13 protein-coding genes are annotated in these 15,242 nt (G+C 65.6%); 10 read left to right on the plus strand and 3 right to left on the minus strand.

Features of this window, described 5'->3' with window-relative positions; translation table 11 throughout:
* Window positions 1-36: 36 nt before the first annotated feature.
* Both APT59_RS01065 and APT59_RS01070 read left to right on the plus strand, forming a co-directional pair.
* Window positions 37-1,089 (plus strand): SMP-30/gluconolactonase/LRE family protein, encoded by a 1,053-nt coding sequence (locus APT59_RS01065; protein ID WP_059313165.1) that lies wholly within the window; start codon window positions 37-39, stop codon window positions 1,087-1,089.
* A 109-nt stretch (window positions 1,090-1,198) separates the two neighbouring features.
* Window positions 1,199-2,599: a sugar porter family MFS transporter gene (locus tag APT59_RS01070; protein ID WP_059313166.1), complete on the plus strand. Its 1,401-nt coding sequence runs from the start codon at window positions 1,199-1,201 to the stop codon at window positions 2,597-2,599.
* Window positions 2,600-2,643: 44 nt separating this feature from the next.
* Here the strand turns inward: APT59_RS01070 and APT59_RS01075 are convergent, their stop codons facing one another.
* A complete protein-coding gene (locus tag APT59_RS01075; protein WP_059313167.1) occupies window positions 2,644-3,081 on the minus strand; it encodes a hypothetical protein in 438 nt (145 codons plus the stop codon).
* 232 nt (window positions 3,082-3,313) lie between these two features.
* Here APT59_RS01075 and APT59_RS01080 point away from each other — a divergent pair, with 232 nt between their 5' ends.
* Window positions 3,314-4,522, plus strand: a complete 1,209-nt coding sequence (locus APT59_RS01080) for an aldose 1-epimerase family protein (protein WP_059313168.1) — start codon at window positions 3,314-3,316, stop codon at window positions 4,520-4,522.
* A gap of 18 nt (window positions 4,523-4,540) precedes the next feature.
* On the opposite strand, the gene APT59_RS01085 is transcribed toward APT59_RS01080, so the two are convergent.
* Window positions 4,541-4,942 (minus strand): acyl-CoA thioesterase, encoded by a 402-nt coding sequence (locus APT59_RS01085; RefSeq protein WP_026083995.1) that lies wholly within the window; start codon window positions 4,940-4,942, stop codon window positions 4,541-4,543.
* A 482-nt stretch (window positions 4,943-5,424) separates the two neighbouring features.
* On the opposite strand from APT59_RS01085, the gene APT59_RS01090 reads away from it, so the two are divergent.
* The 5 genes from APT59_RS01090 (at window position 5,425) to gltP (ending at window position 11,169) form a co-directional block, all read left to right on the plus strand.
* A complete protein-coding gene (locus APT59_RS01090; protein ID WP_059313169.1) occupies window positions 5,425-6,738 on the plus strand; it encodes an MFS transporter in 1,314 nt (437 codons plus the stop codon).
* A 167-nt stretch (window positions 6,739-6,905) separates the two neighbouring features.
* On the plus strand, window positions 6,906-8,105 hold the full coding sequence (gene fdhA, locus APT59_RS01095; protein ID WP_059313170.1) for a formaldehyde dehydrogenase, glutathione-independent: 1,200 nt from the start codon (window positions 6,906-6,908) through the stop codon (window positions 8,103-8,105).
* A 144-nt stretch (window positions 8,106-8,249) separates the two neighbouring features.
* Entirely contained in the window at window positions 8,250-8,612 is a 363-nt protein-coding gene (locus tag APT59_RS01100; RefSeq protein ID WP_059313171.1) for a hypothetical protein, read from the plus strand.
* 65 nt (window positions 8,613-8,677) lie between these two features.
* Complete coding sequence (locus tag APT59_RS01105; RefSeq protein WP_059313172.1) at window positions 8,678-9,508, plus strand: aldo/keto reductase; 831 nt, start codon at window positions 8,678-8,680, stop codon at window positions 9,506-9,508.
* A 311-nt stretch (window positions 9,509-9,819) separates the two neighbouring features.
* Window positions 9,820-11,169 (plus strand): glutamate/aspartate:proton symporter GltP, encoded by a 1,350-nt coding sequence (gltP, locus tag APT59_RS01110; RefSeq protein WP_059313173.1) that lies wholly within the window; start codon window positions 9,820-9,822, stop codon window positions 11,167-11,169.
* A gap of 51 nt (window positions 11,170-11,220) precedes the next feature.
* Here the strand turns inward: gltP and APT59_RS01115 are convergent, their stop codons facing one another.
* Entirely contained in the window at window positions 11,221-12,066 is an 846-nt protein-coding gene (locus APT59_RS01115; RefSeq protein ID WP_059313174.1) for an NAD-dependent epimerase/dehydratase family protein, read from the minus strand.
* Window positions 12,067-12,217: 151 nt separating this feature from the next.
* On the opposite strand from APT59_RS01115, the gene APT59_RS01120 reads away from it, so the two are divergent.
* Both APT59_RS01120 and recG read left to right on the plus strand, forming a co-directional pair.
* A complete protein-coding gene (locus tag APT59_RS01120; RefSeq protein ID WP_059313175.1) occupies window positions 12,218-13,150 on the plus strand; it encodes a hydrogen peroxide-inducible genes activator in 933 nt (310 codons plus the stop codon).
* On the plus strand, window positions 13,147-15,222 hold the full coding sequence (recG, locus tag APT59_RS01125) for an ATP-dependent DNA helicase RecG (protein ID WP_059313176.1): 2,076 nt from the start codon (window positions 13,147-13,149) through the stop codon (window positions 15,220-15,222). Before APT59_RS01120 ends, recG begins: the two co-directional genes overlap by 4 nt.
* Window positions 15,223-15,242: the final 20 nt, after the last annotated feature.

The raw sequence follows: 15,242 nt of genomic DNA on the forward strand, positions 1-15,242 counted from the left end.
TTGCCGGACCTATAACGACAACAAAGGAGTTTCCTCATGCCTCTCGCCCGTCGCACCTTTCTTGGCGTGTCCCTGGCCGCTTCGGCCGGTCTGGTCGCCAGTCGCGCCCTCGCCGACGACAAGTTCGGCCTTACCCGCAACTGGGAGGGCAAGCCGCCCATCGTCATGCCCGATCCGGCCTGGGAGATCCACGACCAGGCCTTCAAGGGCCGCCTGGGCAACGCCTTCGTCGAGCGCCTCTGGTCCGGTGGTCTCTGGACCGAAGGGCCGGTGTGGATGGCCGACTGGCGCTGCCTGCTGTTCAGTGATATCCCCAATGCCCGGGTGATGCGCTGGAGCGCCGATGACGGCCACATCAGCGTCTATGACGACCAGTCCCACAACGCCAATGGCCACACCCGTGACCGCGAGGGTCGGCTGATCAGCTGCGAGCACGACAGCCGCCGCGTCACCCGGCGCGAGTTGAACGGCAGCGTCACGGTGCTGCTCGACCGCTTCGACGGCAAGCCGCTGAACGCCCCCAACGACGTGGTGGTCGGGGCCGATGGTGCCATCTGGTTCACCGATCCCGGCTACGGCATCCTCGGCGCCTACGAGGGCCACAAGGCCGAATTCGAGCTGCCCACCAACGTCTATCGCATCGACCCCCAGGGCAAGGCCACGGTGGCGGCGGGCGACTTCGGCCGGCCCAACGGCCTGGCCTTCGCCCCCGATGGCAAGCGGCTCTACATCAGCGACACCGCTGGCGGCGGCAATCCCGGCAAGCCCAACCACCTGCGTGCCTTCACCCTTAAGGACGACGGCACCCTGGGCGGCGGCGAGGTGCTGATCGATGCCAAGGACCAGGGCGTGATCGACGGCTTCCGCGTCGACAGCGACGGCAACCTCTGGTGCAGCTGGGCCGGTTCCGCCGAGCAGAACAGCGTGCGCGTGTTCAATCCGAGCGGCCAGCCGCTGGCCACCCTACATTTGCCGGAAACCGTCTCCAATGTCGAATTCGGCGGTCTCAAGGGTAATCGCCTGTTCATCACTGGCGGTGGTTCGCTCTATGCCACCTATGTGAACGCCCAGCCCGCGCGGCTCTGGTAAGGGCCTCTTACCGGCCGAACCAAGGGTCGTTAGACAGGTCTGTAACAAGCGGATACGGAACGACCCGCGACAACAAGATCGCCCACAAGGCGAGCGAGGAGCCTCAGTCATGAGCAACACCACAACCAACGCCGACGGTCACGTCACCGAAAAGGCCCAGCCCAAGGCGATCTTCGCCTGCCTGATGGCCGCCCTGGCCGGTCTGATGTTCGGCCTCGACATCGGCGTCATTTCCGGCGCCACCAAATTCATCCAGCAGGAATTCCAGATCTCCGATCAGATGATCGAGTGGATCGTCTCCAGCATGATGGCCGGCGCTGCCCTGGGTGCCCTGGGCGCAGGCTCGCTGTCGGCCAAGCTGGGCCGCAAGAAGTCGCTGATGCTGGGCGCCGTGCTGTTCGTCGTGGGCTCGGTGCTCTGTGGCCTGGCCACCTCGCCGACCATGCTGATCTTTGCCCGCTTCCTGCTCGGCCTGGCCATCGGTATCGCCTCCTTTACCGCGCCGCTATACCTGGCCGAAGTCGCTCCGGAAAACATCCGCGGCTCGATGATCTCGCTGTACCAGCTGATGATCACCGCCGGCATCCTGCTCGCCTTCCTGTCCAACACCGCCTTCAGCTACTACGAGGCCTGGCGCTGGATGCTCGGCATCATCGCCATTCCCGGCGTACTGTTCCTGATCGGCGTCTTCGCGCTGCCCGACAGTCCGCGCTGGCTGATCATGGCGGGTCGCCGGGAGGAGGCCATCAAGGTCCTGCACAAGCTGCGCGGTGACGAAAAGGTCATCCAGCAGGAAGTCGCTGAAATCGAAGAGCAGCTCAAGGTGCCGCAGAAGGGCTGGTCGCTGTTCAAGGAAAACGCCAACTTCCGCCGCTCGGTGGGCCTGGGCGTGCTCCTGCAGGTGGTGCAGCAGTTCACCGGCATGAACGTGGTGATGTACTACGCGCCGCGCATCTTCGAAGGCATGGGCTACGATACCGCCGCCCAGATGTGGTTTACCGCCGCGGTCGGCTTGACCAACGTGCTGGCCACCTTCATCGCCATCTTCCTGGTCGACAAGTGGGGCCGCAAACCCATCCTCTACACCGGTTTCGTGGTCATGGCCGTGGGCCTGGGCGTGGTCGGCAGCATGCTGGGCGCTGGCAATCTGAGCCATGGCCAGCAGACCTTCACCGTGGTCATGCTGCTGATCTTCATTGTCGGCTTCGCCATGTCGGCCGGTCCGCTGATCTGGACCCTGTGCTCGGAAGTGCAGCCGCTCAAGGGCCGCGACTTCGGCATCGGCTGCTCCACCTTCACCAACTGGATCGCCAACATGATCGTCGGCGCCACCTTCCTGACCATGCTGGGCACCCTGGGGCAGGGCACCACCTTCTGGATCTATGCTGGTCTGAACGTGGTGTTCATCTTCCTGGTGTTCCTGCTGGTGCCGGAAACCAAGGGCGTTACCCTGGAGCGCATCGAGCGTAACCTGATGCAGGGCAAGCGCCTGCGCGACCTCGGCCAGTAGCCTCTAGCGCAAAAGAAAACGCCCGGCACTGCCGGGCGTTTTCATTAGCGGTGCCAATGCTTGTGTCTGTGCTTGGCGTGCTTCCAGCCCTTGCCGGGATGGTCGCGATAGCGACGGTCGTCGCGATCGCTGTCACCCAGGTTATTACCCAGGGCACTGCCGGCACCGCCACCCAGGGCCGCGCCGACCAGGCCCCCGGTGCTGCCACCGACCCGATTGCCGATCACGTTGCCGCCGGCAGCGCCCAGGCCACCGCCGATGGCGGCCTCGGTACGATTGCGACGGTCCGCGCCCAGTACACCACCTGCTGCACCACCCACGCCGGCACCGATGGCCGCACCGGTACTGCCGCCGACCTGCTGGCCGACCAGGGTACCAAGCACACCACCCACGGCGCCGCCGAGTCCGGCTTCGGTATTGCCCGCATAGACCGGGGCAACGCCCGCCAGGGCAAGCAACAAGAACAGGGCTGAAGGTTTCATGGAGTCCACTCCGTGGTAGAGACGAGTCGATCCTCGGTAAAAATCGCTGCCCTGGCAAGTACCGAACAGATGTTTGAATGGTAAAGGTTGTCTTTACCCATTCCTTTGATTTCGCTGAACAAACCTATACAGGGCAAGCCGGTCTCAGCCTCTTGGCCGGCGCGGAAGCAGGGTCTGCAACCCGGCGCACGGTGGTCTAGACTCAAGTAGACCGCGATGCCTAGGGCACTCCATGATCCACGCTCGTCTGTTGTCTGGCTGTCTCCTGTTCCTTGCAAGTGCCAGTGCCTCGGCCTGGGAATACACCCTTATCGCCCCCGACAAGCCGGTGCAGAACTGGAGCATCAGCAGTGATCGCCTGGGCCTGCGCGATGGACTGGCCTTCGCGGTCGGCGTGCATCACCTGAGTGGCGGTCGCCAGGAGGGCTCGGTGCTGATCGAGATCGATACCGGCGCCCTGCAGCTCACCGTGGTGGCTACCCGCGGTATGAATGTCCTGCGCGCCCAGGCCGGCACCCTGCGGCTGGGCTGGGATTCACCGGTGCGCGAGGTGGTCAATCCGGCTTTCGTCAACCTGGAGAGCCGCAATGGACTCGGCTGGCTGGAGGGCTTCAACGAACTGGTGGCCCGCGCCGGCTTCGAGTGGGTCGGCCATCCGGGGATGGACAAGGGGCAACTCCTGACCTTGCACGGGCGGGCCAGCTACTTGCCGGCCAGCCAGGTGGTACTGACCATCGACGAACAGCCGCCGCACCGCATCAGCCTCAAGGGCGTGCTGCACGAAGAGGCCTTCAAGCAGGCCAACTTTCGCATCGACACCGAGCTGGTCACCCATGCCGGGGCTACCGGCTTCACCCTGCATGACCGCCTGACCAATCAGGGGGCGCACGCCGCCGAGTACCAGGCGCTCTATCACAGCAATTTCGGTCCGCCGCTGCTCGGCGAGGGCACAGGATTCGCCGCTCCAGTGCGCGAAGTGTCACCCTTCGATGCGCGTGCACGGCAGGAACTGGGCGAGTGGCAGACCTATCGCGCGCCCACGCCAGGCTATGGCGAGACGGTCTACAACCTCTATCCCTGGGGCGACGATCAGGGGCGTAGCTTGGCGGTGCTGCACGATCGCAGTGCTCATCAGGGGGTGGCGCTGGCATTCAACGTGCGGGAACTGCCGGTCTTTACCCTGTGGAAGAACACCGATGCCAAGGCCCAGGGCTATGTCACCGGGCTGGAGCCGGGTACCAGCTTTTCCTACAACCGCGGCCAGCAGCGAGCGCTGGGGCTGGTGCCGCGCATCGAGGCGGGCGGCACACGCGATTTCACCCTCGAATACCGCTTGCTGGCCACCGCTGCCGAGGTCCGGCAGGCACTGGAGCAGGTCGAGGGTATCCGGCACGGGCGGCCGACCCAGGTGCGCGAGACGCCGCTCGCCCAGGATCCGTAGCGGTCCGGCAAGCGGCCTCTAGCGCCGCGCCGGCAACGGGCGGGTGCGGCCGCTGCCGTCGATGGCGACAAAGACGAACACCGCCTCGGTCACCTTGCTCCACTCGCTGGACAGCGGATCGTCGCTCCAGACCTCGATGAGGATCTGGATGGAGCTGCGGCCGACTTCCAGGGTGTTGGTATAGAAGGAGAGCTGTGCGCCCACGGGCACCGGGGTCATGAAGGCCATGCGGTCGATGGCCACCGTGGCGACGCGTCCGGCGGCCAGGCGACTGGCCATGGCGCTGCCGGCCAGGTCCATCTGGGCCACCAGCCAGCCGCCGTAGATGTCGCCAAACCCGTTGGTTTCACGGGGCAGGGCAGTGATCTGCATGGCCAGGTCGCCCTGGGGGATGGGATCTTCTTGTTCGAGCTCTTCGATCATGACAGGGCCCTCGGGAGCCCGGATAGGTAGGTAACGTTCAGCATCCGCATGCAAGAATGCTGCCAATCTCTTTGAGGAGATCGTTAGGGGGCTACAGTATAACGCTTGGGGCAGAGCGCCTCGACCGCTTTCGCACCAGAAAGGCATAGCCATGGCTCGTCAGATAGCCGCTGAATACAGCCTGAATGAATAGCGGAAATTCCTTGCAGATTTGCTATCGTGGGCACCGTGCGTGGCCAGGCAATCCAGAGGGTCGCGTACGTCCGATGATCAGGTAATGATCGGTAGACCTGCTGCCGCCGTGCTCCACAAGAGCGCAGGTGGCGCGGTGCAGGTCCGGCGCCCATCCGGCGATCCGCCCGATCCCTGCCAGCCGCCCCAAGGCGGAGGGTCACTCGGGGCCGCGTCTTGTCCGCTACACCCGGAAGGATGCCAGAGGCCGAATTTCCTTTGCGCTCCTCTCTTGTCCGGGATCATCGATGAAACTGCAATCCGCCTCCGCGCCGCTCACGTCGCGCCCTCTGGGCCGCAACGACTACAAGACCCTCTCGCTGTCCGCCCTGGGTGGCGCGCTGGAGTTCTACGACTTCGTCATCTTCGTCTTCTTCGCCGCGGTGGTGGGGAAGCTGTTCTTTCCCGTCGACATGCCCGACTGGCTGCGGCAGATGCAGACCTTCGGCATCTTCGCCGCGGGCTACCTGGCGCGACCGCTGGGCGGCATCATCATGGCCCACTTCGGCGACCTGCTCGGGCGCAAGAAGATGTTCACCCTGAGCATCTTCATGATGGCGCTGCCCACCCTGGGCATGGGCCTGATGCCCACCTACGCCCAGATCGGCGTGGCCGCGCCCATCCTGCTGCTGGTGCTGCGCATCATCCAGGGGGCGGCCATCGGTGGCGAGGTGCCCGGCGCCTGGGTGTTCGTCTCCGAGCATGTCCCCGGCAAGCACGTCGGCTATGCCTGCGGCACCCTGACCGCCGGCCTCACCTTCGGCATCCTGCTCGGGTCGCTGATGGCGACCTTGATCAATACCGTCTTCACCCCGGTGGAAGTGGCCGACTACGCCTGGCGTTTCCCCTTCATCATCGGCGGTGTCTTCGGCCTGTTCTCGGTCTACCTGCGCCGTTGGCTGCACGAGACGCCGGTGTTCGCCGAACTGGCGATCCACAAGTCGCTGGCCGAGGAAGTACCGCTCAAGGCGGTGCTGCGCGACCATCGCAGCAGTGTGATCCTGTCCATGTTGCTGACCTGGATGCTCACCGCCGGCATCGTGGTGGTCATCCTCATGACCCCGACCCTGCTGCAGACCCAGTACGGTTTCTCCGCCGCCCTGGCGCTCAAGGCCAACAGCCTGGCCATCGTCTTCCTGACCCTGGGCTGCATCCTCTCCGGCGCCCTGTCCGATCGCTTCGGCAGCGGCCCGGTGTTCATCGTCGGCGGCCTGATCCTGGCGGTGGCCAGCTGGGCGCTCTATGCCGGTCTGAAGGTCCATCCGGAGTGGCTGTTCCCTCTCTATGCGCTGGCCGGCGCAGCGGTCGGTGTCATCGGCGGCGTGCCGCGGGTGATGGTGCTGGCCTTCCCGCCCAAGGTGCGCTTCTCGGGCCTGTCCTTCTCCTACAACGTCGCCTACGCCATCTTTGGCGGCCTGACGCCCATGGTAGTCACCCTGATGCTCAAGGAGCATCCGCTGGGTCCGGCCTGGTACGTCATGGGGCTGGCACTGCTGGGGGTAGGCATCGGTTTCTACCTGCTCAGCCGCGAGCGCCGCGCCGCCGCACTCGCGCCCGCCTGACCCCGGCCGTTCACGCCGTCCGCTCCGGCGGCGTGAACGGGTTCGCCAAGACGACCTGTCAGGGCGACCTCGGCATGGTCAAAAACGCCATCCCCACAGACGCCGCGCTTCGCGAGGACTAGGCTCGAACCCCTAGAGCCAGTCCAACAACAACAGCGAGGTGCAACATGTCCGGTAATCGTGGCGTCGTCTATCTGGGCGCGGGCAAGGTCGAGGTGCAGACCATCCCCTATCCGAAGATGGAAACCCCGCAGGGCAAGCGTATCGACCACGGCGTGATCCTGCGCGTGGTATCCACCAACATCTGTGGTTCCGACCAGCACATGGTGCGCGGCCGGACCACCGCACCTGAAGGCCTGGTGCTCGGCCACGAGATCACCGGCGAAGTCATCGAAGCGGGCCGTGACGTCGAAACCCTCAAGGTCGGCGACCTGGTCTCGGTGCCCTTCAACGTCGCGTGCGGCCGCTGCCGCACCTGTAAGGAGCAGGACACCGGGGTCTGCCTGACCGTCAACCCGTCGCGCGCCGGTGGCGCCTATGGCTACGTCGACATGGGCGGCTGGGTCGGTGGCCAGGCCGAATACGTGCTGGTCCCCTACGCCGACTTCAACCTGCTCAGATTGCCGAATCGCGATGCGGCCATGGAAAAGATCCGTGACCTCACCTGCCTGTCCGACATCCTGCCTACCGGCTACCACGGCGCCGTCACCGCCGGCGTCGGCCCGGGCACCAGCGTCTATGTTGCTGGTGCCGGCCCCGTGGGTCTGGCGGCTGCCGCCTCGGCCCGCTTGCTGGGCGCCGCGGTGGTCATCGTCGGCGACGTCAACCCGGTGCGCCTGGCCCATGCCAAGGCCCAGGGCTTCGAGATCGCCGACCTGTCCCAGGACACCCCGCTGCACGAGCAGATCGCTGCGTTGCTGGGTACGCCGGAAGTGGATTGCGCCGTCGATGCCGTAGGCTTCGAGGCCCGTGGCCATGGTCACGAAGGCGCCAAGAGCGAGGCCCCGGCCACGGTGCTGAACTCGCTGATGGGCGTCGTGCGCGTAGCCGGCAAGATCGGCATCCCCGGCCTGTACGTGACCGACGACCCGGGTGCGGTGGATTCCGCGGCCAAGGAGGGTGCCCTGAGCATCCGCTTCGGTCTGGGCTGGGCCAAGTCCCACAGCTTCCATACCGGCCAGACCCCGGTGATGAAGTACAACCGCCAGCTGATGCAGGCGATCATGTGGGATCGCATCAAGATCGCCGACATCGTCGGCGTGCAGGTGATCACCCTGGACGAGGCACCCCGCGGCTACAGCGAATTCGATTCGGGCGTACCGAAGAAATTCGTCATCGATCCGCACAAGCTGTTCAGCGCGGCCTGAGCATCGCGCTAAGGGTTTTGTCCGGGAATGCTGGCCATTTGGCATTCCTGGGCAAACCCTGCAGTCGTTTGCCACACCAAGGGGTCTACCCTCGCAGCGTCCGGTTCGGGCGCTGTTTTTTTTGGTGCTACAGACGAGGCCAGCATGACCCCGAATGTCCTTTCGACCCTTCGCCGTATCGTTCCCGCGCTGCTCGTGGCGTCCTTGCTGCTGCTCGGCAGTACCGCCGCTCGCGCCGAGGGCGGCGTGTCCTTTCGCTTCGCCGAAGAGGGACAGGGCTGGCTGCTGCGCGGCCCGGTCGATGTCCTCAAGTGGCCCTTCGTTTACGACCGCAGTCGTGAGCGCGCGCGCAACACCCTCGTCCGTCTCTCCGGTGATACCCAAGTGCGGGTGATCGAGACCCGTTCCTTCCAGCGCTGGAAGCGCATCGAGCTGCAGCAGGATGGCCATACCGTGCTGGGCTGGGTGGAAAGCTACAGCGTGCCCGAGGCCATGCGCCTCGACTGATCGGGAGCAAAAGGCCACCGCCACCAGTCACACCTCTGACACCATCCATTCCAGAGGAGCGACGCATGTCCGCGATCACCCGTCTTCAGCTCAACGACGGTCACCATATCCCGCAGTTCGGCCTGGGAGTCTGGCAGACCCCGGCCGACGAGACCGCCCAGGTGGTCAAGACGGCCCTCGACCTGGGCTATCGCCACATCGATACCGCCGCCATCTACGGCAACGAGGAGGGCGTCGGCCAAGCCATCGCCCAGGCTGGTCTGCCGCGCGATGAGCTGTTCATCACCACCAAGCTGTGGAATGCCGACCAGGGCTACGACAGCGCTCTGCGTGCTTTCGACACAAGCCTCGCCAAGCTGGGGCTGGAGCATGTCGACCTCTACCTGATCCACTGGCCGCTGCCGGAAAAGGGCCTGTTCCTCGACAGCTGGAAGGCCTTGATCGAATTGCGCAACCAGGGCCGGGTGAAGTCCATTGGCGTCTCCAACTTCCGCCAGGCCGACATCGAGACCCTGCTGACCGAGACCGGCGTGGTGCCGGTGGTCAACCAGATCGAGTGCCATCCGCTGCTGCAACAGCAGGAGCTGCGCGACTTCAACACCTACAAGGGCATCGCCACCGAAGCCTGGAGTCCGCTGGCCCAGGGCGGCGAGCTGCTGGGCAGCCCGATCCTGCAACAGCTGGCGGCCAAGCACGGCAAGACGCCAGCCCAGGTGGTGCTGCGTTGGCACATCCAGCTCGGCAATATCATCTTCCCCAAATCCAAGACGCCCAAGCGCATCGAAGAAAACATGCAGATCTTCGACTTCGCCCTGGACGACGAGGACCTGCGGCAGATCGCCGGGCTGAATCAGGACAAGCGTCTGGGTCCGGATCCTTCCACCTTCAACGGCTGATCCCCAGGAGGCGCCGCGATGAGCGGCGCCTCCGTATGCCTGGCGTGCAAGGCGCCAGTGCCTGTATGCTGCGCGGCCCTTTCGGGACGCCTCATGCCGGAACGGCATAGGGCAGGCGACAGCGGCATTAGACATACCCCGTTACCCTCTGGCAAAAGTGTGACGCCTTGGTGCTCCTCGTCCTTTTCGAGCACCGTTTCCGCAGCCTGAACGCACCCTCCACGTTGGCGTTGCATGCGCATTGCGCATCACGACCCGGCACGGTGACGTTCGTCCCGAACTCCATCCAAATAGAACAAAGGTGTCGGTACATGACCAAGCCCAAGCTCAGCCTCGCGTGGCAGATCCTCATCGGCCTCGTGCTGGGGATCGCCGTCGGCGCACTGCTCAACCACTTCAGCGCCGAGAAGGCCTGGTGGATCTCGAACGTCCTCAAGCCGGCCGGCGACATCTTCATCCGGCTGATCAAGATGATCGTGGTGCCCATCGTCATCGCCACCCTGGTGGTTGGCATCGCCGGCGTCGGCGACTCCAAGAAGCTCGGTCGTATCGGCCTCAAGACCATCCTCTATTTCGAGATCGTCACCACCCTGGCCATCGTCGTCGGCCTGTTTTTCGCCGACAGTGTGCAGCCTGGCGCCGGCATCGACATGAGCACCCTGGGCACCACCGACATCTCCCAGTACCAGAAGACCACCGCGGAAGTGCAGCATGACCACGCCTTCATCGCGACCATCCTCAACCTGATCCCGTCCAACGTCTTCGCCGCCGTCGCCCGCGGCGAGATGCTGCCGATCATCTTCTTCGCCGTGATGTTCGGTCTGGGCCTGGGCGCTCTGCCGGAAGCCACCCGCGAGCCGGTGGTACGCGTCTTCCAGGGCATTTCCGAGGCCATGTTCAAGGTCACCCACATGATCATGAACTACGCCCCCATCGGCGTCTTCGCCCTGATCGCGGTGACCGTGGCCAACTTCGGCTTCGCTTCCCTGCTGCCGCTGGCCAAGCTGGTGGTGCTGGTCTACGTGGCCATCGGCTTCTTCGCCCTTGGCGTGCTGGGCCTGGTGGCCAAGCTGTTCGGCTTCTCGATCTTCCGCATCATCCGCATCCTCAAGGACGAGCTGATCCTGGCCTATTCCACCGCCAGCTCGGAAACCGTGCTGCCGCGCATCATCGAGAAGATGGAGGCCTATGGCGCGCCCAAGGCCATCACCAGCTTCGTGGTACCCACCGGCTACTCCTTCAACCTCGACGGCTCCACCCTCTACCAGAGCATCGCGGCGCTGTTCATCGCCCAGCTCTATGGCATCGACCTGTCGCTGAGCCAGCAGCTGCTGCTGGTGCTGACCCTGATGGTCACCTCCAAGGGTATCGCTGGCGTGCCGGGGGTCTCCTTCGTGGTGCTGCTGGCCACCCTGGGCAGCGTCGGCATTCCGCTGGAAGGGCTGGCCTTCATCGCCGGCGTGGACCGCATCATGGACATGGCGCGCACCGCCCTGAACGTGATCGGCAACGCCCTGGCCGCCCTGGTCATCGCCAAGTGGGAAGGCCTCTACGATGCCGAGAAGGGCGCCGCCTACTGGGCCGCCCTGCCGCACCTGAAGAGCACCGCCAAGGTCGAGGAGCGTCCTCAGGCCACGCGTGGTCAAGCCCTGCGTGACTGAGTGGCTAGCTAGCTGAGAACGGAGCCCGGCCTTGTGTCGGGCTCTGTCGTTTCAGCGGTCGAGAATGGCCGCATAGCCTTCGCGATAGCTGGGGTAGCGGGGCGTCCAGCCCAGCGCCCTGGCGCGGGCATTGCTGCATCTCTTGCTGCCGGCGCGGCGCAGCTGAGCGTCGTCCGACCAGGTGGTGATGCCCAGGCGGGCGCGTAGCCAGTCGACCACCTCGTCCAGCGGCGCCGGATCGTCGTCCACGCCCAGGTAGAGATCATCCAGGGCGACCCCTTCACGATCACGCTGCAACAGCAACGCCAGCAGGCCGGCGGCGTCCTCGACATGGATGCGATTGCCATACAGCGGCGGCTCGCGGGTCACCCGGGAGCCCTCGCGGACCTGCCGCAGCAGCGCTTCGCGTCCCGGGCCATAGATGCCCGTCAAGCGCACCACGCTGGCAGGGATGCCACTGCCGAGCGCCACCTCTTCCGCCTCGCGCAGGAGGCGTCCGGAAAAACGCTCGGGTTCGGCGGGGGCGGTCTCGTCGACCCAGGCGCCGTCCTGCTGGGCGTAGACCCCGCTGCTGGAGACGAACAACAGGCGCCGTGGGCGTTGGCCGCAGGCGGCCAGCCAGCCCAGCAGGTGGCGCAGGCCATCGACATAGGCGGCGCGGTAGCCGGCTTCGTCATGGTGGGTCGCGGCGGTGGCATAGACCACCTGATCCAGGGGCTCGCGGGGCCAGTCCGCGGGTGGCTGGACCTCGGCCAGGTCGCCCGCCACGGGCAGCAGGGTGGCGGGCAGGGCGGCGACATTGCGCCTGAGACCGAAGACGCGGTGACCCTGGGCCACCAGTTGCAGGCCAAGGCGGCTGCCGACATCGCCACAACCGGCGATCAGGATGGTGCTCATCGGTGTTTCCTTCTGCAAAGGCCTGGACAGACGGCCAGGGTAGCCTGAGCCTGGGCGAGGTCCAACCGGATAGGCCGGGCACCTGCCCGTCTTGGGTGGCCGTTGATAGAGACAGCCGCTAAGATTGACCGGCAACCCATGGAATTTGACTATGACCCTGACTGAACTGCGCTATATCGTCACGCTCGCCCAGGAACAGCACTTTGGCCGAGCCGCCGAGCGTTGCCACGTCAGCCAGCCGACGCTGTCGGTCGGCGTCAAGAAGCTCGAGGACGAGCTGGGCATTCTGATCTTCGAGCGCAGCAAGAGTGCCGTGCGCCTCACCCCCACCGGCGAGGGCATCGTCGCCCAGGCGCAAAAGGTGCTGGAGCAGGCGCAGGGTATCCGCGAGCTGGCCCAGGCCGGCAAGAACCAGCTCACGGCGCCGCTGAAGATCGGCGCCATCTATACCATCGGGCCCTATCTCTTTCCGCATCTCATTCCGCAACTCAACCGGGTGGCGCCGGAGATGCCGTTGTACATCGAAGAAAACTTCACTCATATACTGCGCGACAAGCTGCGCACCGGTGAACTGGACGCCATCATCCTCGCCCTGCCGTTCAACGAGCCGGACGTCCTGACCCTGCCGCTGTATGACGAGCCCTTCTACGTGATGATGCCGGCGCGTCACCCCTGGACCAAGCTCAAGACCATCCCGCAGAACCAGCTCAGCGACAAGAGCCTGCTGCTGCTGGGTGAAGGTCACTGCTTCCGCGACCAGGTTCTCGAAGCCTGTCCGACGGTGCGCAAGCACGAGGAAAACAAGAATTCCACGGTGGAGTCCTCGTCCCTGGAAACCATCCGCCACATGGTGGCCTCGGGCCTGGGCGTCTCGGTACTGCCGTTCTCGGCGGTGGAAAGTCACCACTATGCGCCTGGGATCATCGAGGTGCGGCCCTTCGAGCGGCCGGTGCCCTATCGCACCGTGGCCATCGCCTGGCGTGCCAGTTTCCCACGGCCCAAGGCCATCGAGGTGCTGGCCGATTCGGTGCGGCTGTGTTCCGTGGCCCGGCCCGAAGCCAAGGGCATCGTGCAGCCCGCATGAGCGAACTGGCCGCGACGCCGGTCACCGCGCTCAAGGGGGTAGGCGCGGCCCTGCAGGAAAAGCTCGCACGGGTGGGCCTGGAAACCCTGCAGGACGTGCTCTTCCACCTGCCGCTGCGCTATCAGGACCGTACCCGCATCGTACCCATCGGCGCCCTGCGGCCTGGCCAGGACGCCGTGGTGGAAGGCATGGTCGCCTCCGCTGAAGTGCTCATGGGGCGGCGGCGCAGCCTGCTGGTGCGGCTGCAGGACGGCAGCGGTACGCTCTCGCTGAGATTCTTCCACTTCAGCCAGGCGCAAAAGGATGGCATGGCCCGCGGCACCCTGCTGCGCTGCTATGGCGAGGTGCGTCCCGGTGCCTCCGGCCTGGAGATCTACCACCCCGAATACCGCGCCCAGGACGAAAGCGCGCCCGCCCCGGTCGAGCAGACGCTGACACCCATCTACCCGACCACCGAAGGCCTCACCCAGCTGCGCCTGCGCCAGCTCAGCGCCCAGGCTCTGGAGCGGCTGGGGCCCGAGTCCCTGCCGGACTGGCTGCCGCCGGAGATGGCCGAGCACTATCGCCTGGGGCCGCTGGCCGATGCCTTGCGCTATCTGCACCGGCCGCCGCCGGATGCGGATCTGGAAGAGCTGGCCGAGGGCCGTCACTGGGCCCAGGAGCGGCTGGTCTTCGAGGAATTGCTGACCCATCAGCTGTCGTTGCAGCGACTGCGCGAAACCCTGCGAGCCCAGCGCGCGGTGCCCTTGCCAGCCGCCCGCCGGCTACCGCAGCTGTATCTGGATAACCTTGGTTTCACACCTACCGGTGCCCAGCAGCGCGTCGGGCGCGAGATCGCCTACGACCTGGCCCAGGCCGAACCCATGCTGCGGCTGGTGCAGGGCGATGTGGGCGCGGGCAAGACGGTAGTGGCGGCCCTGGCCGCCTTGCAGGCCATCGAGGCCGGCTATCAGGTGGCCCTGATGGCGCCCACCGAGATCCTCGCCGAGCAGCACTTCCTCAACTTCCAGCGCTGGTTCGCCGCCCTGGACATCGAGGTGGCCTGGCTGGCCGGCAAGCTCAAGGGCAAGGCCCGCGTCAGCTCGCTGGAACGCATCGCCGCCGGTGCGCCCATGGTAGTGGGCACCCATGCGCTGTTCCAGGAGGAGGTGCGCTTCGCTCGGCTGGCGCTGGTGGTGATCGACGAACAGCACCGCTTCGGCGTGCAGCAGCGTCTGGCGCTGCGCCAGAAGGGTGTCGATGGCCGCCTGGCGCCGCACCAGCTGATCATGACCGCCACGCCCATCCCGCGGACCCTGGCCATGAGCGCCTATGCCGATCTGGATACCTCGGTGCTCGACGAATTGCCACCCGGGCGGACGCCGGTCAACACCGTGAGCGTGACCGACAGCCGTCGCGAGGAAGTGGTGGAGCGGGTCCGCGCCGCCTGCCATGAGGGGCGCCAGGCCTACTGGGTCTGCACCCTGATCGAGGAATCCGAGGAGCTCACCTGCCAGGCGGCCGAGACCACCTACGAGGAATTGCAGCTGGCCCTGGCCGAACTGCACGTGGGGTTGATCCACGGGCGCATGAAGCCGGCGGAAAAGGCCGCGGTGATGGCCGAGTTCAAGGCCGGCAATCTGCAGCTGCTGGTGGCTACCACGGTGATCGAGGTGGGCGTGGACGTGCCCAACGCCAGCCTGATGATCATCGAGAATCCCGAGCGCCTAGGCCTGGCCCAGCTGCACCAGTTGCGTGGCCGGGTCGGGCGGGGCAGTGCGGTCAGCCATTGCGTGCTGCTGTTCCATCCCCCGCTGTCGCAAATCGGTCGCGAACGCCTGGCCATCATGCGCGAGACCAACGACGGCTTCATCATTGCCGAGAAGGACCTGGAATTGCGTGGCCCTGGCGAGATGCTCGGCACCCGCCAGACCGGCCTGTTGCAATTCAAGGTGGCCGATCTGATGCGCGATGCCCACTGGCTGCCGGCGGTGCGCGATGCGGCTCAGGAACTGCTCGCGCGCTGGCCGAGTCATGCCGGTCCACTACTAGAGCGCTGGTTGCGCCACGGACAGCAATACGGGCAGGTTTGACAAAGCCTATACAGACGACG

This window comes from Pseudomonas oryzihabitans, from assembly GCF_001518815.1.
GTDB lineage: Bacteria > Pseudomonadota > Gammaproteobacteria > Pseudomonadales > Pseudomonadaceae > Chryseomonas > Chryseomonas oryzihabitans_E.

Bases quoted from the DNA above. Each gene is read 5' to 3' on its own strand.
- APT59_RS01065 (WP_059313165.1), top strand. From the start codon at position 37: ATGCCTCTCGCCCGTCGCACCTTTCTTGGCGTGTCCCTGGCCGCTTCG.
- APT59_RS01070 (WP_059313166.1), top strand. From the start codon at position 1,199: ATGAGCAACACCACAACCAACGCCGACGGTCACGTCACCGAAAAGGCC.
- APT59_RS01075 (WP_059313167.1), bottom strand. From the start codon at position 3,081: ATGAAACCTTCAGCCCTGTTCTTGTTGCTTGCCCTGGCGGGCGTTGCC.
- APT59_RS01080 (WP_059313168.1), top strand. From the start codon at position 3,314: ATGATCCACGCTCGTCTGTTGTCTGGCTGTCTCCTGTTCCTTGCAAGT.
- APT59_RS01090 (WP_059313169.1), top strand. From the start codon at position 5,425: ATGAAACTGCAATCCGCCTCCGCGCCGCTCACGTCGCGCCCTCTGGGC.
- fdhA (WP_059313170.1), top strand. From the start codon at position 6,906: ATGTCCGGTAATCGTGGCGTCGTCTATCTGGGCGCGGGCAAGGTCGAG.
- APT59_RS01100 (WP_059313171.1), top strand. From the start codon at position 8,250: ATGACCCCGAATGTCCTTTCGACCCTTCGCCGTATCGTTCCCGCGCTG.
- APT59_RS01105 (WP_059313172.1), top strand. From the start codon at position 8,678: ATGTCCGCGATCACCCGTCTTCAGCTCAACGACGGTCACCATATCCCG.
- gltP (WP_059313173.1), top strand. From the start codon at position 9,820: ATGACCAAGCCCAAGCTCAGCCTCGCGTGGCAGATCCTCATCGGCCTC.
- APT59_RS01115 (WP_059313174.1), bottom strand. From the start codon at position 12,066: ATGAGCACCATCCTGATCGCCGGTTGTGGCGATGTCGGCAGCCGCCTT.
- APT59_RS01120 (WP_059313175.1), top strand. From the start codon at position 12,218: ATGACCCTGACTGAACTGCGCTATATCGTCACGCTCGCCCAGGAACAG.
- recG (WP_059313176.1), top strand. From the start codon at position 13,147: ATGAGCGAACTGGCCGCGACGCCGGTCACCGCGCTCAAGGGGGTAGGC.